We start from the raw sequence: 17,143 nt of genomic DNA, 5'->3' as shown, positions 1-17,143 counted from the left end.
CTAGGAGCTCTTTCGCGAGGCGCTCTTTTACTAGGCGCTATGTTACTGACATTGGCTTTTAGCAGCCATGCGGGCATGCTCTATCAGTGGACCGATGACAACGGCCAGGTGCATTTTAGCGACCAACCTCCGGCGCACCCGCACCACGTTAGGCCGTATGCATCCCTAACGTCTTCGCCCTCTCTCTACGATGCCTCTTCGTCTCTGGCTGAACAGCCTGCGCCAGCCCTGACGCAACCCTTACTAACGCAACCTAAACTGACACCACCCAAATCGGTGACACTCACCCTTGTATCGCCCAATGATGGCGCAACATTACGCAGTAATCCCGGCAAACTATCCGTGACAGCCACGGTGTCACCGCTTTCCATCCCCGCCAAGCAAACACGGCTCGTCTTAGACGGCCAGCCCGTTGCGTCTCCCCCAACCATTAGCTTGAACGCATCACAGCGACAGCTGGATTGGCGGCTGGCGCCCATTGATCGTGGCACCCATCAGATTCAAGTCCAATACCTCGAAAGCGGCAAGGTAATTGCATCCTCATCAATACATCACGTGTATTTACACCGCGCGCACGTTAATCAACGCCATCGACGCCAAGATTAACCGACCACGGCACCTAAACCATCACAAACTCAGTGGTACCGGCTGCATCATGCAAGGATCTCGATTACACTCAATGCACCAAACTAGTGCAAACAAGGACGCGACACGGATGACGCCAGCTCAACTGTTTGATCATCTGCTTACCGCCATCATTGTGGTAGACAGCCAATGGCGTATTGAATACGTTAATGCAGCAGCAGAACAGCTAATGCATCAAAGTGCTAGGCGCTTGCGCCAGCAACCCCTCACACAGCAAATTCAGCATGCCAGTGTTGACTGGGCGCACATAGCCAGCGCCACTCAGGCAGGGCAAAGTTTAACGGATAGTGATGTCACTTGGGTGGTTGATGGACAACCACAAAAAGTACAACTCAGTGCAAGCCCCTTATTTGACGCCGAGGATGAGGGCCGTCTGTTACTTGAAGTCAACGTCGTGAGCCAGCAACAAAGGATCAGCAAGGAGCTGACCCAAAAAGCGCAACAACAAGCAGCAAAAGAACTGGTGCGTGGCTTGGCTCATGAAATAAAAAACCCGCTAGGCGGATTGCGCGGGGCGGCACAGCTACTGGAAAAAATGCTACCCGATGCCAGCCTCGCGGAGTATACCCAAATCATTATCGAGCAAGCGGACCGCTTAAGAAATTTAGTCGACCGCTTGCTTGGACCGCAGCGCCCGGGATTACGCCAACGGCAAAATATTCACGTGGTCTTGGAGAAAGTCCGTCAACTGGTCAGCCTTGATCATCATGACGGGGTGCATATTGTGCGCGACTATGATCCCAGTTTGCCTGATTTTGATATGGATCCAGAGCAGCTTGAGCAGGCGATCCTCAACGTCGTCACCAATGCCGCCGACGCGGTGAGTGGCCAAGAGGATGCACGCCTCACACTGCGCACCCGCACCGGTTTTCAAACCGTGATTCATGGTCAACGCCATCGTGTCGTGGCCCAGATAGAAATCATCGACAATGGCCCAGGTATCGCCCCTCACTTACAAGATACCTTGTTCTATCCGATGGTCACCAGCAAAGCGGATGGTAACGGACTCGGACTGGCCATTACCCACCACTTAATCGATCAACACCAGGGCAAAATTGAAGTGAATAGCTGGCCGGGCCATACCTGCTTCGCTATCCAATTACCCATTATTGAAAAGGATAGACCGCATGAGTAAAGGGACCATTTGGGTCGTGGATGATGACAGCTCGATTCGTTGGGTGATGGAGCGAACACTGAGTGCTGCGGGCCTCACGTGCGATACATTTTGCGATGCTGAAAGTGTAATGAGTGCGTTGCACGAGCGCACTCCCGACGTTTTAGTGTCAGACATTCGCATGCCAGGCAGCGATGGGCTTGCTCTGCTCAATGTGGTGCAAGCACAACATCCAGACTTACCCGTCATTATCATGACCGCCCACTCTGATTTAGATGCCGCGGTTAATGCCTATAAAGAAGGCGCATTTGAGTACCTGCCAAAACCTTTCGATATTGACGAAGCCTTGGCTTTGGTTGAGCGCGCGTTAGCCCACGTTAAAGAACAGCAAAAGCAGCAAACGGCGACGCAACCACAAGCACAAACGCCAGAAATCATTGGCGAAGCCCCGGCGATGCAAGAAGTGTTTCGCGCCATCGGTCGGTTATCGCGCTCATCCATTTCGGTGTTAATCAACGGTGAGTCCGGCACCGGCAAGGAGTTAGTCGCCCAAGCGCTTCACCGCCATAGTCCGCGTTCAGAGCAAGCCTTTATTGCCCTGAACATGGCAGCAATCCCAAAAGATTTGATCGAGTCAGAGCTGTTTGGGCATGAGAAAGGCGCATTTACTGGAGCCAATGCCGTTCGCCAAGGACGGTTTGAGCAAGCCAATGGCGGCACCTTATTTTTAGATGAAATTGGTGACATGCCGTTGGATGTGCAAACGCGTTTGCTACGCGTGCTCGCCGATGGTCAATTCTATCGCGTGGGTGGCCACGCAGCCGTCGATGTGGATGTCCGTATTATTGCCGCGACCCACCAAGATTTAGAGCGCCTTGTCACCAATGGCACATTCCGAGAGGACTTATTCCATCGCTTAAATGTGATTCGCGTCCACCTTCCATCACTCAAGGACAGGCGACAGGACATCCCGCAACTGTGCCAGCACTTTCTGGCCCGCGCGGCTAAAGAGTTAGATGTCGAGGCCAAACAACTTCACCCGGACACCGAAGCCATGATGAGTCAGCTTCCGTGGCCTGGCAATGTGCGTCAACTGGAAAACACCTGCCGCTGGCTCACGGTGATGGCCAGCAGTAAAGAAGTACTCCCCGGTGATTTACCGCGCGAATTGGTCAATCAACCGTTGTCTGTGACCGACAGTGAAGCGCAAGACTGGCAGGATGCACTCACTCAATGGGCTCAGGACGCAATCACTCAGGGGCAGCATGGCATTTTGCAACAAGCATTGCCTAACGTGGAGCGAATACTCCTACAATCAGCGTTGCAACATACTCATGGGCATAAGCAAGAAGCCGCAAAAATTTTAGGATGGGGGCGTAATACACTGACACGCAAGCTGAAAGAGCTTAATATTGAGCACTAACGCAATATTAAAACTAACACAATTTGAACCTCTGCTAAATTTAAGTAAAGAGATTGAAGTAAAAACCGTTGATCGTGTTAACTTCAATGGTGTTTAGTTGATGAGAAAAGTGATGTTGTTGTTCTGATGAGAAACATGCGCCCATTGTCGATTCGAGCCGCTGTAATGCTCCCCGTGTTTCTCGTGCTCACGTTCACCTTGATTGTGATCATTCTGACCATTAACAACCACTACCGCACCAGCTCTCAGTTTGTCGGTAAGTTACTGCTGGACGATTACTCTCAAGGGATTGAATTAGACTTACGCCAGTATCTTCAGCACCCGTTTAACGCCAACGTATTTGTCGCTGAGCGTCTCGCCGCTCGCCTCCAAGCCGCCCCCATCAACAATAAAGGCTTGCGAGACTATTTACTCAGTAGTCACACGTCGCTTTATCAAGCCATGCCATACATGCAAGTGCTCAGCATTGGCGTTGATGCGAACGGCGATTATTTTGGCTATCGCAAAAATCAAGCAGGCCAGTCGATTTTGATGGAGCGAAGTGATGCCACACAAGGCGCATTACGCATCTTCGACGGTCGAACGTTAAACGCTAATATTGTTTACCAAGACAGCCACTATGATCCTCGTGTTCGCCCCTGGTATATTCCAGCCTTTAACCGCGAACAACCACGCTGGACCGATATATACCTCGATGCTGATGAAATCGGCGAAGTATCACTCTCTGCCATTGCGCCCGTGCAGGTTAGTGGCGAGGTCTGGGGGGTGGTCGCCAGCGATATCAAGCTGAACGCCTTTAATCGCTTTCTCAGTGAGCGCCAGCAAAAACTCGGCGGCGCGCTTTTTATTGTCGATGACGAAGGCAGGATGATCGCCCATAGCGGCAACAGTAGTCCTAGCAACATTTTACACTTCCCTAATATCACCAATAACTCAGTACTCAACGCCACCATCAATGAGATATCGGCTGATTGGCCTCCTGAACCTGAAAAGCTCGGCAAATCGTTTCATTTCGACATCCATGAAAAACAGGGTCACTTCTATGGCACCGTCAAAAAATCGCCTTACCGCCGCCTTTTCAGCATCAATGGTATGTGGTGGCCGCCCTGCCTGATCAGCTGCTTCTCGAAAGCTTGTTAAGCCAACAAGAAATCAGTATTTATTTAGTGATCGCAATATCGGTAATTGGCTTGGTGATTGTTTATTTAATTATTCGCCAACTCACTCGGCCCTTGCGTGACACCGCAGAGGCGGCGGCAAAGCTCGCCTCAGGCAATCTCACCTATCGAATTAACACCCCTGCCAACCTGCGGGAGATTGCGATATTAAAAGACGCGTTTAATAACATGTCCGGCAAAATGCAAGAGTCATTCAACCGCTTACGTCAGCAAGTCCGCCAAGATAACTTAACCCAGTTGTATACGCGCGAAGGCTTGATCGAACAAGCCGCCGGGCTGCGTTATCGGTCACCGAATACCTTAGCGATTTTAGGGGTCAATGGCTTTCGAGATATTAACGATAGCCTAGGTCAAGACGGCGGTGATGTGCTGCTATGTGCCATCGCACAACGATTAACAGATTTAGCCGATGGCTCCAGTATGCTAATCGCACGCGTTCGCGGTGATGAATTTGCAGTCCTGGCGCCCCACACCACTAACCGAACCCAGTCAGAAGCGCTAGTGAGTCAACTACTGAGTCTGTTTAACCGCCCAGTCACTATCGGTAACGACGATGTCCTGGTGGATGCTTGTGCCGGGGTGGTGTTCGGTTATACCTACGGGGATGCCATTCATGAAAGCCTCCAACACGCAGGGTTGGCTCTCAGTGAAGCCAAGCGCAGTGATGCGGCGATGTATGTCTATTTTGAAGCCAGTATGCAAGCTCGGGTGCAAGAACAGTCTCGGCTCCTGCTTGAGCTTCATCATGCCGTTCAGCATCATGAATTCGTCGTGTTCTATCAACCTTTCGTGCGCTTAAGCGATGGCTATTTCTGTGGCGCAGAAGCCTTAGTGCGCTGGGAAAGCCCCAGCCGTGGCATGGTGTCCCCAGCAGAGTTCATTCCGGTCGCCGAACAAAGCGGTTTAATCAACCAAATCGGCATGCAAGTGCTTGAACAAGCCGCTTTTGATACGGTCGCACAAATTGAAGCCGGACGATGGCCTGCCCATTTCCAATTACATGTCAACTTATCAGCACGACAGTTATTATCGGCTGACTTTATCGACAAGTTGGAGCAAGTGCTCACACGCACACAACTTCCGCCCGAGAATTTAACCTTAGAGATCACTGAGTCACAGTTGATGAGCCATGAGCACCTCGCGACCTCTGGGCTCACTAAAATCCGCGCCCTTGGGATTAAAATTGCGATTGACGACTTTGGTACGGGCTATTCTTCATTGGCCTATTTACATCAGATGGCTTTCGATAGCCTAAAAATCGACCGTAGCTTCGTCCATTCGATGACCGAAAACAGCACCAACCAAAGGATCATTGAAGCCGTGGTTGCCATGACCCGTGGCATGGATGTCCACTTGGTCGCTGAAGGCATTGAAACCAAAGAAGAGGCGGCTAGGTTACGTGAAATTGGTTGCCATTATGCGCAAGGGTTCTTGTTCGCCAGGCCCCTTCCCTTGGCCGAACAACCAACAGAACGGGTAACGGATAAATTGCCAACGCGATAAGGCTCACGTCCTACGCGCTTCGACAGCTGACGCATGGCGCCACAGTCGCTATACTGAGCGCCAACTCACCGGCTGGGAACCAACGATGATGAGACACGATTTTCCTTTAACGGACCTACACCGTCACCTCGATGGCAACATCCGCATCAATACGATTTTAGAGCTCGGTCAGCAGTTTTCGATGCCGCTGCCGGCACATGACATTGAAAGCCTGCGCCCCCATGTACAGGTGGTTGATACCGCGCCTGATTTGGTCGCGTTTCTCTCAAAACTTGATTGGGGTGTGGCAGTACTCGGAGATCTCGACGCGGTACGGCGCGTGGCGTATGAAAACGTCGAGGATGCCCTAAATGCACACATCGACTATGCCGAATTACGGTTTTCGCCCTACTACATGGCGATGAAACATCAACTGCCCCTCGAAGGCGTGGTGGAAGCCGTCGTCGATGGCGTGCAGGCCGGTAGCCGTGACTTTGGCGTGAAAACCAACCTGATTGGCATCATGAGCCGTACTTTCGGCACCCAAGCCTGTATGGCCGAGTTGGATGCACTACTGACACAGAAATCGCAATTGGTTGCCATCGATTTAGCCGGTGACGAACTGGGGCAGCCCGGAGACCAATTTACCGAACATTTTGCCAAAGTTCGAGCCAGTGATTTGCAAGTAACGGTTCACGCTGGTGAGGCTGCGGGCGCTGAGAGTATGTGGCAGGCGATTAACGAGCTAGGCGCGACCCGTATTGGCCATGGCGTGAAAGCGATTGAAGACCCCGCTTTAATGGACTATTTAGCCAAGCACCGTATCGGGATTGAATCCTGCCTAACCTCGAATATTCAGACCAGTACCATTGCTGATCTCGCACAGCATCCGGTGCGCCAATTCCTCGACCACGGTATTCTGGCATCGTTAAATACCGACGATCCAGCCGTGGAAGGCATCGAGCTGCCCTATGAATATGAAGTCGCGGCCCCAGCCGCAGGCTTAACCGCTACGCAAATCAACACACTACAAGAAAATGGCCTAACCATTGCCTTCTTGTCTGACCATGAGAAAGCGGCGCTAATAGCCAAAGCTGCGGCCCGTTAATGGGCTGTGGGTGTTATAAAAAACCGCCATTTGGCGGTTTTTTTTGTTTAAATCACCCGTGAGAACTGTTGTTGTCGCGCCCTATCCCGTAAATAAATATCAAAGCTCATACAAATATTACGGATCAGCATCCGGCCGGTTTTGGTCACGCTGATGGTCTGGTCGGTGACACGGACCAAATCGTCGTCAATAAAACACTGTAGCAACTTGAGATCGTCAGCAAAGTAACGGTCAAAATCAATCTGATAACGTGCGGCGATTACCGCCTTCTCAAGGGTAAAGTTACACATCAAGGCTTTAATCACATCGCGGCGAATACGATCATCGCGCTCCAACATGACGCCTTTAAATAAGGCATGTCGCTCCGCATCCACTTGGTGGTAATAGCGCTTCATCTCTTTTTGATTTTGCGCGTAACAATCACCAATCATCGAAATCGCCGACACACCCAATCCTAATAAGTCACAGTCACCCTGGGTGGTGTAGCCTTGAAAATTACGATGCAAGCGTCCCTCACGTTGCGCAACCGCCAGCTCATCATCGGGCAACGCAAAGTGGTCCATACCAATAAATTGATACCCCGCCGCCGTTAGCGTGTTAATGGTTTCTTGCAGCATGGTGAGCTTGGCGTCGGGTGACGGTAAGGCATTCTCGTCTATTTTCCGCTGGGCGGCGAATAAATTAGGTAAATGGGCATAGTTAAACACCGATAGCCGCCCAGGGCGCATAGTGAGCACTTGCTCTAGCGTGTTGGCAAATCCCTCGGGGGTTTGGCTGGGTAAACCATAAATCAAATCAAGATTGGTGGAGCGAAAGCCAAGCTCTCGGGCACGTGCAACCAATGCGTGAATAAAGTCTTCATCTTGCTCTCGATTGACCAGCTGTTGCACTTTTTTATCAAAGTCCTGCACGCCAATACTGATGCGATTAAACCCTTCACTGCGCAGATGATCGAGCATATCCAGCGGGATTTCACGTGGGTCCACCTCGATACTGATTTCCGCATCGTCTTCAAACTGGAACTCTTGGCGCAGTAACCCCATTAGACGCGAGATCTGTGCTTTGGTGAGAAAGGTGGGTGTACCGCCTCCCCAGTGCAATTGAGTAACCCGACGGGCGCCCAGTAAGAATGCACGCTGGCGAATTTCATGTTCCAAGGCATCCAGATACTCATCCGCCTTATGTTGATGCCGGGTCACCACTTTGTTGCAGCCGCAGTAATAGCAGAGCTTGTGACAAAATGGGATATGCACATACAACGACAACGGCCGCTCAGGATACTGGCTACATGCCATATCAAATTCCGCAGGCGTAAATGCCTCATGGAATTCAAGCGCGGTGGGGTACGAGGTATAGCGGGGCCCTGAATAATTATACTTATTGATCAAGGCTTGATCCCAAATGATTTGTGGTGATGACATGGCTTACATTCCGCAAAGGCGCTTAGGAAAGGAGAACAAAGTGTAGTGTGCCACAGCCTTAAGTCAGGTGTTTAGCACTACCCGCATTGATATGGTGAAAGTGTCGGCGAGATCGATTTTCGCCTAATAATTATAAGGGTATTGTGCCAAAATAATAAAGGAATGCCGCTGCGAGCAGCCGCATTCCAAGCAGGTACACTTAGTGGGTCAAAATATGATCAGGGATATGCCGGCCACCCGTAAAGGCCAAAATCTCGGCCAACTCGGCTTTTATCGCCTGCTCGAGTCGCGCTTCATGCTTGGCACGATCAAAGTCCAACCGCATCCGTTCGTTCTTTTTAAGGGTTTTCCTGGCATCACCTCGTGGGGTGTCTTTGACCGCCTCGTAAAGTTCAAATAACGCAGGGTAGCGGCTATCAAATTCAACCCGCTTTTCCCCTTGGAGGTGATCCATAATCATATAAAGACGAATCGCCGCCTCGGACAAATCACATTGATCTTTCAAGGCTGCGAACGCAATCACATCAACGCTTTCAATGATTTTATCATTCCGCTTTTTTATCGCCGCCTCTTCCATCTCCGCTTGCAGCGCCGTCTGCCGCTTGAGTCTTGCCAGCAAAGTCCCGGCGTATACCGATAACGCTAAAATAATCAGCGCGCCTAGTCCTGCTAGTATCCAGATCCCGTCCTGCACCTGCTACTCCTCTTTAATCGTTCTGTTGCTCAAATTTGGCAAGCAGATCGCTGTCATCATCCTCCGGTGTATCCTCGTCGCTCAGCAACCCTAGCTTATCCATCAGCACTTCAATGCGATCGAGTTTTTCATCGACATAGTTTTGCAGCCCTGCCCCGAGCTTTTCACCGTTTTCGATGCGATCGAGTAAGACATTCAGTTGCGGGTCTTGCTCGAGCTTTTCCAGCTCTTGCTCAGGGGTCAACGTGGATTGTTTCGGTTTCGCAGCTTCAGGCCCCAATGGAATCGGTTTTTTACTGCCAATTCGTGGGTCTTTCTTGCCGCCGCGACGATGCGTTTGCACATCACTTTCTTCAGAATGACGCGATCCTGCTTTTTTTCCTTTCCGTTTTTTCTGCTTTTTCAGCATGCGAGCAATTCGATCTTGCTCGGTCTGGTTTTTATCTACGTATTGCGCCGGGCCTTCCGATCCTGTGCGGCGCGTTTTCTTTTTACGCGTCATAACAATGGTTTCCTCATTAATATTACATCGTTGCCCAAAAAGGTCAGTTCGAAGCCAGCTTGAGCAGCTAGAAATTGAAACGTTTGGCGGCTAAAAAAGCTGACATGAGTCAGGTCATTCTTATAGTGCCAGCGTGAAAATGCCGCTGGATCCTGGACCAGCTTGGTCATGATCCCCAGATACCCACCCGGCTTTAGCATGGATAGCCATTGTGTCCACTGCTCGGCGGGGTGATAAAAGTGCTCAATCGCTTCGGTGCAGGTGATGAAATCGTAACCACGCGCCAACACCTGTGTATCAGGGGCATAGAAGGGATCATAGCAGGCGATTGAATGTCCCGCGTCACGCAGCATGTTTGCAAGCACCGGTCCCGGACCACAACCAAAATCTAGGCCGTTGCGTGGCGATTCAGCTAACCGCGCAAGTAACGGGGTGGCCAACCGCGATAAGAAGCGCTGATAACCCGCATCATCAGGATGATTTTGGTGCAAGTCATAAATGGCTTTCTCATCGTGCGGTGCCAGCAGTGCCTGGCGATCAACAAACACCAAATCACAACGCGTACATTGAAAATAGGCGCGGCGCTTATCGGTATGGTAAGGGTGAGTCTGGGTATGCTCACATAAAGGGCAGTGCTGCATGTTATTCGTCTATGCCAAAAGCTGGCGCGAATGTAGCAGAAAGTGGGTCAATAAAAAAGCGACAGGCATAATGCCTGTCGCGGTATCGCCTTGGCGATATAAGCGGGTGTCGTCCGTCCTGGTACGTCTTTCATCCCTGCTCAATAGCGTTTTACGCCTTGGTTTTAACATCCTGTTAGTGTGGTTGGCTTACCTGCCTAACGGTCGCATCCTGCGTCCTTGTCGTCATAACATCCACATCACATCCTGTGCGAGACTATCCTTGCATGCCGACCTTGGCGAGTTCACATCCTGTGGCAACACCTTCCTGGTGTGAAAAGCTTTCCTTAGCCGGTTGGCCTATTCTTGGCGTCAACGTCCTGTTGATGATGGTAGCGTATCCTAATCACTTAATTTGCCTAGCATGCCAAACAAAAAAATCCTGTTCAAAAAAGAAAGGCGCGTGATAAGCTATTGAATATATAGTGTTTTTTATTTTATCTTTCAATCGATATCGCGATTTTCTCGCCGTAAAATAGCAAATATCTTACACCCGATAACGCAATTGTCGTTATCAGCGAGAACACCATGCAAGCAAATCGCAAAGCAGTGATAAGAAGAGGAAGAGGAAGAGGAAGGAAACAAAAAGCGGCTGCGTTATTCACAACCGCCTTTGCTGTCACGCTCGGTAATTAATGCAGACCACCGAGATAGCTCGACAGCGCATCAATTTCCTCGTCAGTGAGCTTGGCAGCCACCGATCGCATCATGTTGTTCATATCATTATGACGTTCCTCTGCACGGAACATCTTCAACTGACTCGCCAAGTAGTTTGCGGGCTGGCCAGAAATTTTCGGGAAACCAGAAGAGGGAGTGCCATTACCGCGTGGACCGTGACAAGCGACACACGCCGCAATGCCTCGCTCTGCATCGCCCGCCATATAGAGTTGACGGCCAATTTCAACCGCGCCTTCGGGGGTTGTGCCAGGCTTGGGCGTGAGCGTTGCGTAATAAGCAGCCAGGTCAGCCATGTCCTGCTCCGATAAAGGAGCCACCATGCCAGCCATCACCGCGTTGTATCGCCCTTGCTCACCGCCGCTTTGCGCGCCAAGCTTAAATTCCTTCAACTGCTTTTCAATGTAGTTGGCGTGCTGACCCGCCAAGTTTGGGTAATCAGGCAAAACACTGTTACCGTCAGCACCGTGACAGGCGGCACAGGTATTGGATTTGGCTTTGCCCGCTTCAGCATCTCCTTGGGCCCAGACTGAAGTGCTGGCCAGGAGAGTCAATATTAGCGCTAATTTCTTCATGACATTCCGTTTATAATTATCAAGCTTCCAGTACCACTACTTAGTTACCGTCATGGTACAATTACCGATCAAAAACCGAGCACGGTTATTTTACACAAATTCACACAAAAGTAATCAGTCTACTACACCAAGACGAGACGGAGTTAACAGTGGAGCAATCACTTAATTACCGTAACACCCAGTTTGTTACTAGCGCACCAGACATCCGCCATCTTCCTGATAATACAGGAATCGAAATCGCTTTTGCTGGCCGCTCAAACGCCGGTAAATCTAGCTCCCTTAACCGTCTATGTGACCAAAAGAGCCTAGCGAAAACCAGTAAAACCCCCGGTCGGACACAATTGATTAACCTATTTAAGGTGGACGAGGGTTGCCATATTGTCGACCTCCCTGGCTATGGTTATGCCCAAGTCCCTCTAGAAATGAAAGAGAAATGGCAGCGATCGCTGGGAGAATATTTACAAAAACGTGATCAACTTGGCGGATTAGTGGTGTTGATGGACATTCGCCACCCGATGAAAGACTTGGATCAGCAGCTGATTTATTGGGCCGTTGAGTCAAAATTGCCCGTTTTAGTGTTACTGACCAAAGCGGACAAGCTTAAAACCGGTGCACGTAAACAGCAATTGATGAAGATTCGAGAAGCGTCACTGGCATTTTGCGGCGATGTCGAGGTCGAATTGTATTCGTCACTCAAGGGCATTGGCGTGGATAAATTACGTCAAAAACTGGATGCCTGGTATCACACCACGCCGCCATTGCTTGCCGAAGAGCAACCACTGCCTAGCGAGTAATCGCCTTTTATCGGCGTAAGGGACGCACAACGTCTTCCCTCACGGATCTGGCGCTAAAAGACGAAAGCTAAAAAAAAGCCGACCCTCATCGAGGGTCGGCGAATCTTTGTGCGTGCGTGATCTGAATCAGACCCTGTAAACACATAAAGAACAAGAAGCTGTGCGTATTATAACCAGGTTTCCCAGCAAAATTAAAGTAATTGCTCTAATTTTTTGGAATACAGGATCAACACAGCTGAAAATAGTTAAAAAGGCAGTGGCAGGGCTGCTCGCGTCGCGGCATATCAACCAATAAAAAAAGCCCCAGTCAGTATCCTGACTGGGGCTGCTGAATCAGCCAAATCCAATAACGTGAAACAAAAGGTCTGAAAGATAGAACATCTTACCTCTGTACCCTACGCTGATAACTGTATATCAATCACCCAGCCTTGAAAAGTATATTACGTAATTTTTTTTCATAAAAATACACAAAAAAGAACGAAAACCACCATAGATCAGTTGGATACTAAACAAAAAAAGCCGAATTCGCATTCGGCTCTTTATACTAAAAGGTCGATATATAGATAAAAACCGTAAACTTAGTGGGCTTCTCCCCAGTTATCGCCAAATCCTGCCTCAGCAATTAAGGGCACATCAAGTACAGCCGCCGACTCCATCAATTTTCGTACTTGGCTTTCAACTTTGGACATAGATGACGTTTTTACTTCCAACACCAGCTCATCGTGAACTTGCATCACCAGACGCGCGTCATCCGCGGCGTTGGCCTGAATCCACTGATCAACCAATATCATTGCACGCTTAATAATATCGGCGGCGGTACCTTGCATCGGCGCGTTGATAGCCGCACGTTCGGCTCCTTTGCGACGCATGCCATTGCGTGATTTTATTTCAGGTAAGTACAAACGACGGCCAAAGATAGTCTCCACATAACCTTTTTCTGCGGCTTGCTCACGGGTGCTATCCATATATGCTTTCACGCCTGGATAACGATCGAAGTAGGTGTCCATGTAGGTTTGCGCTTCATGGCGACCAATACCAAGCTGGCGTGAGAGGCCAAAGGCACTCATACCATAAATCAAACCAAAGTTGATCGCTTTGGCGCGGCGACGCTGCTCACTGGTTACCTCATCAAGACTCACCCCCATCACTTCGGCCGCCGTGGCCGCGTGAATATCTTTGCCCTCACGGAACGCTTCTAACAAGGCTTTATCACCGGATAGGTGCGCCATAATCCGTAATTCGATCTGCGAGTAATCCACCGCTAAAATCGTATGATCCGGTTCCGCGGTGAAGGCTTCACGAATACGGCGGCCCTGCTCGTTCCGAATCGGGATATTCTGTAAGTTTGGATCGGTTGACGATAAACGCCCAGTGGCTGTGACCGCTTGATGATACGAGGTATGCACGCGACCCGTTTGTGCATTGATCATGCGTGGCAGTTTATCCGTGTAGGTTGATTTGAGTTTCGCAAGGCCACGATACTCCAAGATACGCGCAGGCAACGGGTAATCGAGCGAGAGCTCTTGCAGCACTTCTTCATTGGTCGACGGGCTACCTGACGGGGTTTTCTTGACCACAGGCAGACCCATTTTCTCAAATAAAATCGCTTGTAGTTGCTTCGGCGAGCTTAAGTTAAACTCTTCGCCGGCAATCTCAAACGCTTCACGCTCAAGCTCAATCAAACGGGTATGCAGCGCTTCTGATTGCGTCGCCAACTTGTCTTTGTCAATTAACACACCATGACGTTCCATGCGCGATAGCACACTGACTAATGGCATTTCATAAAACTCAAAAATGGTTTTTAACTTTTCGTCACTGGTGACTCGTCCAATCAAATACTGATGTAACCGTAGCGTAATGTCAGCATCTTCCGCGGCATAAGGTGCCGCCTGTTCCAACGGGATCTGATTGAAAGTGAGCTGCTTTTTGCCCTTACCCGCAATCTCTTCGAAACTAATGCAGGTGTGCTGCAAGTAGCGCTCAGCGAGGCTGTCCATGTCATGGCGTCCCGCGACACTGTTGTACACGTACGACTCCAGCATGGTGTCGTAGGCTATCCCTTTTAAGGTGATTCCGTGACGCGCAAACACACTGGCATCATACTTTAGATTTTGGCCGACTTTCGCCGCTGAAGGATCTTCCAGCCAAGGACGCAATACAGTGATCACCTCTTCTAGCGATAGCTGCTCAGGCGCTTCGAGGTAATCATGGGCCACCGGTACATAAGCCGCTTCGCCTGGCGCCACCGCAAATGAAATACCAACCAGATTGGCTTCCATATAGTTAAGGCTATCGGTTTCCGTATCCACCGCCACCACGTCAGCTTGACGAATTTTCTCTAACCATGTTTCCAGTGACTCGCGCGTGAGTACGGTTTGATAATGATCACGATCGATACTGACTGCCTGCGATAAAGGCTCATCAGAGGTTGATTCCTCTGGCGCATCTCCCTCGTCGAGCTCTTTTAGCCAACGACGGAACTGTAAATCGCGGTACATGGCTACCAAGGTATCATTATCAGGTGCTTGCTTAATCAGTTGTTGCGGGGTGAAATCAAGCGCCACATCTAATTTGATAGTAGCCAACTGATAGGAAAGATAGGCGCCCTCTTTATTGTCCGTTAGCTTTTTTGCCATGCTCTTGGCGCCGCGGAAGCTCAGCTCAGCAATTTTATCCAGATTGGCGTAGATATCATCCAAGCCGCCGAGGTTGGCAATCAACGCCGTCGCAGTTTTATCGCCCACCCCCGGCACACCAGGAATGTTATCGACTTTATCCCCCATCAGCGCGAGATAATCAATAATATGCTCAGGACCAAAGCCATACTTATCACGCACTGCATCCGGGTCCATCACCACATTAGTCATGGTGTTGATTAAGGTGACATGCTCGTCCACTAATTGAGCCATATCTTTGTCGCCGGTGCTGATCAGTACCGGCATTCCGGCTTGTGAGGCCTGAGTGGCCAGTGTGCCGATAACGTCATCGGCTTCGACCCCCTCTACCGCAAGTAAAGGCAACCCCATTGCTTTAATGATCTTATGCAGGGGGGCTATTTGCCCACGTAAGTCATCTGGCATCGGTGGACGATTCGCTTTGTACTGTTCGTACATGTCATCGCGGAACGTCTTCCCTTTGGCATCAAAAATCACCGCGACATGAGAATGCGGGTATTGGCGCAATAAACTACGCAGCATATTCACCACACCATAGACCGCACCCGTCGGCTCACCTTCACTATTGGTGAGGCTGGGTGACGCATGGTAAGCCCGGTAAAGATAAGAGGATCCATCCACCAGGATGAGGGGGTTATCGGGAAGAGTTGCCATATCAGTATCTTGATTGCCAGTTAAACACGTTAGTCGTTAAGCATGCCACGAGTCGTGACCCCTGTTAACCATGGTTTTTCCCATCGCGTCGTCTATCTGTGGATAACTTTGTTGGTAAATATTTTATAGGGTTTTTGGCTTGTCTAAATAGAGAAGAAAAATAAATTTTTAACCGTTAATAATCAAACAGATAAATAAAAACAAAGGATCCTGATCTTGATCGAGTAAGGATCTTGTGATGTGGAAAAAGAAATCGCTATGGGTCTCAAGGTTGCAGAGAAAGTCATCATAAACTGCGGAGATAATCACCAATTTCATTGCCGAAGTTCGCTAAGCTTTCGCCTAACCCAGTACCAATGCGACACTGATAAACGTAGCCTATATTAGCGTCGTTGATCGTTGTGCATTGCCCACACTGATTGCGATATTTTTAATCTCGATACAAGGAGAGCGTGATGAAAAAGGTGGCTGTGATCTTATCTGGCTGCGGCGTGTTTGACGGCGCAGAGATCCAAGAGACCGTATTGTCGCTGCTAGCACTAGAACAAAACAATGCGCAATGGCAGTGTTTCGCACCAGATATCGATCAGCACCATGTGATCGATCATCGTACTGGTGAGCCGATGAACGAAACGCGCAATGTGCTCACCGAAGCCAGCCGTATTGTTCGTGGTGAGATTCTTCCGCTTACCGATTTAAACGTCGATGACTTCGACGCCTTACTGGTCCCCGGTGGCTTTGGTGCAGCCAAGAACTTGTCAGACTTTGCTTACAATGGCGATCCGGTGCAGGTACACCAAGATATGTTTGCGGTTTGCCAAGCTTTTATGCGTGCAGAAAAGCCCGCCGGTTATATGTGTATCGCACCAATCATGATCCCGCAGATCTATCCAAAAGGTCTAAAAGGCACCATTGGCAATGAACCTGATATCGCTGCCGCCTTTAATCGTATGGGGGGTGAACATATTGACTGCCCAGTATCGGATTATGTGCTGGATCAGCGCCATCATCTGCTATCCACACCGGCCTATATGCTAGCAACGTCTGTTTCGGACGCAGCTAGTGGTATCAATCGGATGGTGAAAAAACTGGTTGAGCTCGCCTAAGCAAATAATAACGGGAAAAAGAAAGACACAAAGAAAAAAGCGACGCCGAGGTGGGCGTCGCTGTAACAAGTGAGCGCAAAAACAAAGCTGTCTAGTAACAGTTTGCTGGCCCCAATACACTGGAAGCAATGTGAGCAATGTCGTGCCTTCAACGCCTAGCTTGTGGGCTTTGCCCTGAAGACAAGTTAACAATAACCATTCTCATTACCATTTTCAACACTTAGTTGATAATCTTTTTCATTTATTGATCTTGTGCTCAGACTCATTCGCTGTCATCAAACTGTTATTGCACCCACCGCCATCACGCCAACACTCCTGGTTCGAAAAGCCAGCGCCCAAAAAGAAAAAAGCGACATCCCGAAAGATGTCGCCTAGCAAAAAACGGACTAACTTAATCACTGTTTGATAAGCGCCCCG

The 17,143-nt window shown here is 49.7% G+C and carries 14 protein-coding genes; 8 read left to right on the top strand and 6 right to left on the bottom strand.

From position 1 onward, the window contains the following. The first annotated feature begins 39 nt into the window (after positions 1-39). The 6 genes from HLG76_RS10995 (at position 40) to add (ending at position 6,950) form a co-directional block, all read left to right on the top strand. Positions 40-606 carry a DUF4124 domain-containing protein gene (locus HLG76_RS10995; protein WP_175993651.1) on the top strand — a complete coding sequence of 189 codons (567 nt, stop codon included), beginning with the start codon at positions 40-42 and terminating at the stop codon, positions 604-606. A gap of 109 nt (positions 607-715) precedes the next feature. Beyond that, positions 716-1,780: a nitrogen regulation protein NR(II) gene (glnL, locus tag HLG76_RS10990; protein WP_021022581.1), complete on the top strand. Its 1,065-nt coding sequence runs from the start codon at positions 716-718 to the stop codon at positions 1,778-1,780. Beyond that, on the top strand, positions 1,773-3,182 hold the full coding sequence (gene glnG, locus HLG76_RS10985; RefSeq protein WP_077669731.1) for a nitrogen regulation protein NR(I): 1,410 nt from the start codon (positions 1,773-1,775) through the stop codon (positions 3,180-3,182). Before glnL ends, glnG begins: the two co-directional genes overlap by 8 nt. Before the next feature lie 135 nt (positions 3,183-3,317). Beyond that, on the top strand, positions 3,318-4,322 hold the full coding sequence (locus HLG76_RS10980; RefSeq protein WP_175993650.1) for a cache domain-containing protein: 1,005 nt from the start codon (positions 3,318-3,320) through the stop codon (positions 4,320-4,322). Then, positions 4,280-5,863 carry a GGDEF domain-containing phosphodiesterase gene (locus HLG76_RS10975; protein WP_175993649.1) on the top strand — a complete coding sequence of 528 codons (1,584 nt, stop codon included), beginning with the start codon at positions 4,280-4,282 and terminating at the stop codon, positions 5,861-5,863. Before HLG76_RS10980 ends, HLG76_RS10975 begins: the two co-directional genes overlap by 43 nt. Positions 5,864-5,948: 85 nt before the next feature. After that, positions 5,949-6,950 carry an adenosine deaminase gene (add, locus tag HLG76_RS10970; protein ID WP_077461679.1) on the top strand — a complete coding sequence of 334 codons (1,002 nt, stop codon included), beginning with the start codon at positions 5,949-5,951 and terminating at the stop codon, positions 6,948-6,950. A 47-nt stretch (positions 6,951-6,997) separates the two neighbouring features. Here add and hemN read toward each other — a convergent pair whose 3' ends face one another. The 5 genes from hemN to HLG76_RS10945 form a co-directional block, all read right to left on the bottom strand. Further along, positions 6,998-8,371: an oxygen-independent coproporphyrinogen III oxidase gene (hemN, locus tag HLG76_RS10965; protein ID WP_077577230.1), complete on the bottom strand. Its 1,374-nt coding sequence runs from the start codon at positions 8,369-8,371 to the stop codon at positions 6,998-7,000. Positions 8,372-8,570: 199 nt separating this feature from the next. Further along, complete coding sequence (locus tag HLG76_RS10960; protein ID WP_077461681.1) at positions 8,571-9,065, bottom strand: DUF2489 domain-containing protein; 495 nt, start codon at positions 9,063-9,065, stop codon at positions 8,571-8,573. Positions 9,066-9,078: 13 nt separating this feature from the next. After that, entirely contained in the window at positions 9,079-9,567 is a 489-nt protein-coding gene (gene yihI / locus HLG76_RS10955; RefSeq protein ID WP_175993648.1) for a Der GTPase-activating protein YihI, read from the bottom strand. Further along, a complete protein-coding gene (locus HLG76_RS10950; RefSeq protein WP_021022589.1) occupies positions 9,564-10,208 on the bottom strand; it encodes a class I SAM-dependent methyltransferase in 645 nt (214 codons plus the stop codon). Before HLG76_RS10950 ends, yihI begins: the two co-directional genes overlap by 4 nt. A gap of 671 nt (positions 10,209-10,879) precedes the next feature. Further along, positions 10,880-11,497, bottom strand: coding sequence for a cytochrome c (locus tag HLG76_RS10945; RefSeq protein ID WP_077461683.1), 618 nt, complete (start codon positions 11,495-11,497; stop codon positions 10,880-10,882). A gap of 149 nt (positions 11,498-11,646) precedes the next feature. On the opposite strand from HLG76_RS10945, the gene yihA reads away from it, so the two are divergent. Beyond that, positions 11,647-12,291, top strand: coding sequence for a ribosome biogenesis GTP-binding protein YihA/YsxC (gene yihA, locus HLG76_RS10940; protein WP_021022591.1), 645 nt, complete (start codon positions 11,647-11,649; stop codon positions 12,289-12,291). Between the two features lie 578 nt (positions 12,292-12,869). On the opposite strand, the gene polA is transcribed toward yihA, so the two are convergent. Then, a complete protein-coding gene (polA, locus tag HLG76_RS10935) occupies positions 12,870-15,620 on the bottom strand; it encodes a DNA polymerase I (protein ID WP_175993647.1) in 2,751 nt (916 codons plus the stop codon). Positions 15,621-16,075: 455 nt separating this feature from the next. On the opposite strand from polA, the gene elbB reads away from it, so the two are divergent. After that, positions 16,076-16,726 (top strand): isoprenoid biosynthesis glyoxalase ElbB, encoded by a 651-nt coding sequence (gene elbB, locus HLG76_RS10930; protein WP_175993646.1) that lies wholly within the window; start codon positions 16,076-16,078, stop codon positions 16,724-16,726. The last annotated feature ends 417 nt before the right edge of the window (positions 16,727-17,143 follow it).

Source organism: Salinivibrio sp. EAGSL (assembly GCF_013366455.1).
Taxonomy (GTDB): Bacteria; Pseudomonadota; Gammaproteobacteria; order Enterobacterales; family Vibrionaceae; genus Salinivibrio; species Salinivibrio costicola.
The sequence above is the reverse complement of the archived record's forward strand: the minus strand, read 5'-3'. Positions and strand labels throughout refer to the sequence as shown.

What these genes read in the sequence shown, in the direction of transcription:
- glnL (WP_021022581.1), top strand. Translation starts at nt 716, where the DNA reads ATGACGCCAGCTCAACTGTTTGATCATCTGCTTACCGCCATCATTGTG.
- add (WP_077461679.1), top strand. Translation starts at nt 5,949, where the DNA reads ATGATGAGACACGATTTTCCTTTAACGGACCTACACCGTCACCTCGAT.
- yihI (WP_175993648.1), bottom strand. Translation starts at nt 9,567, where the DNA reads ATGACGCGTAAAAAGAAAACGCGCCGCACAGGATCGGAAGGCCCGGCG.
- HLG76_RS10995 (WP_175993651.1), top strand. Translation starts at nt 40, where the DNA reads ATGTTACTGACATTGGCTTTTAGCAGCCATGCGGGCATGCTCTATCAG.
- HLG76_RS10980 (WP_175993650.1), top strand. Translation starts at nt 3,318, where the DNA reads ATGCGCCCATTGTCGATTCGAGCCGCTGTAATGCTCCCCGTGTTTCTC.
- hemN (WP_077577230.1), bottom strand. Translation starts at nt 8,371, where the DNA reads ATGTCATCACCACAAATCATTTGGGATCAAGCCTTGATCAATAAGTAT.
- glnG (WP_077669731.1), top strand. Translation starts at nt 1,773, where the DNA reads ATGAGTAAAGGGACCATTTGGGTCGTGGATGATGACAGCTCGATTCGT.
- elbB (WP_175993646.1), top strand. Translation starts at nt 16,076, where the DNA reads ATGAAAAAGGTGGCTGTGATCTTATCTGGCTGCGGCGTGTTTGACGGC.
- HLG76_RS10945 (WP_077461683.1), bottom strand. Translation starts at nt 11,497, where the DNA reads ATGAAGAAATTAGCGCTAATATTGACTCTCCTGGCCAGCACTTCAGTC.
- polA (WP_175993647.1), bottom strand. Translation starts at nt 15,620, where the DNA reads ATGGCAACTCTTCCCGATAACCCCCTCATCCTGGTGGATGGATCCTCT.
- HLG76_RS10950 (WP_021022589.1), bottom strand. Translation starts at nt 10,208, where the DNA reads ATGCAGCACTGCCCTTTATGTGAGCATACCCAGACTCACCCTTACCAT.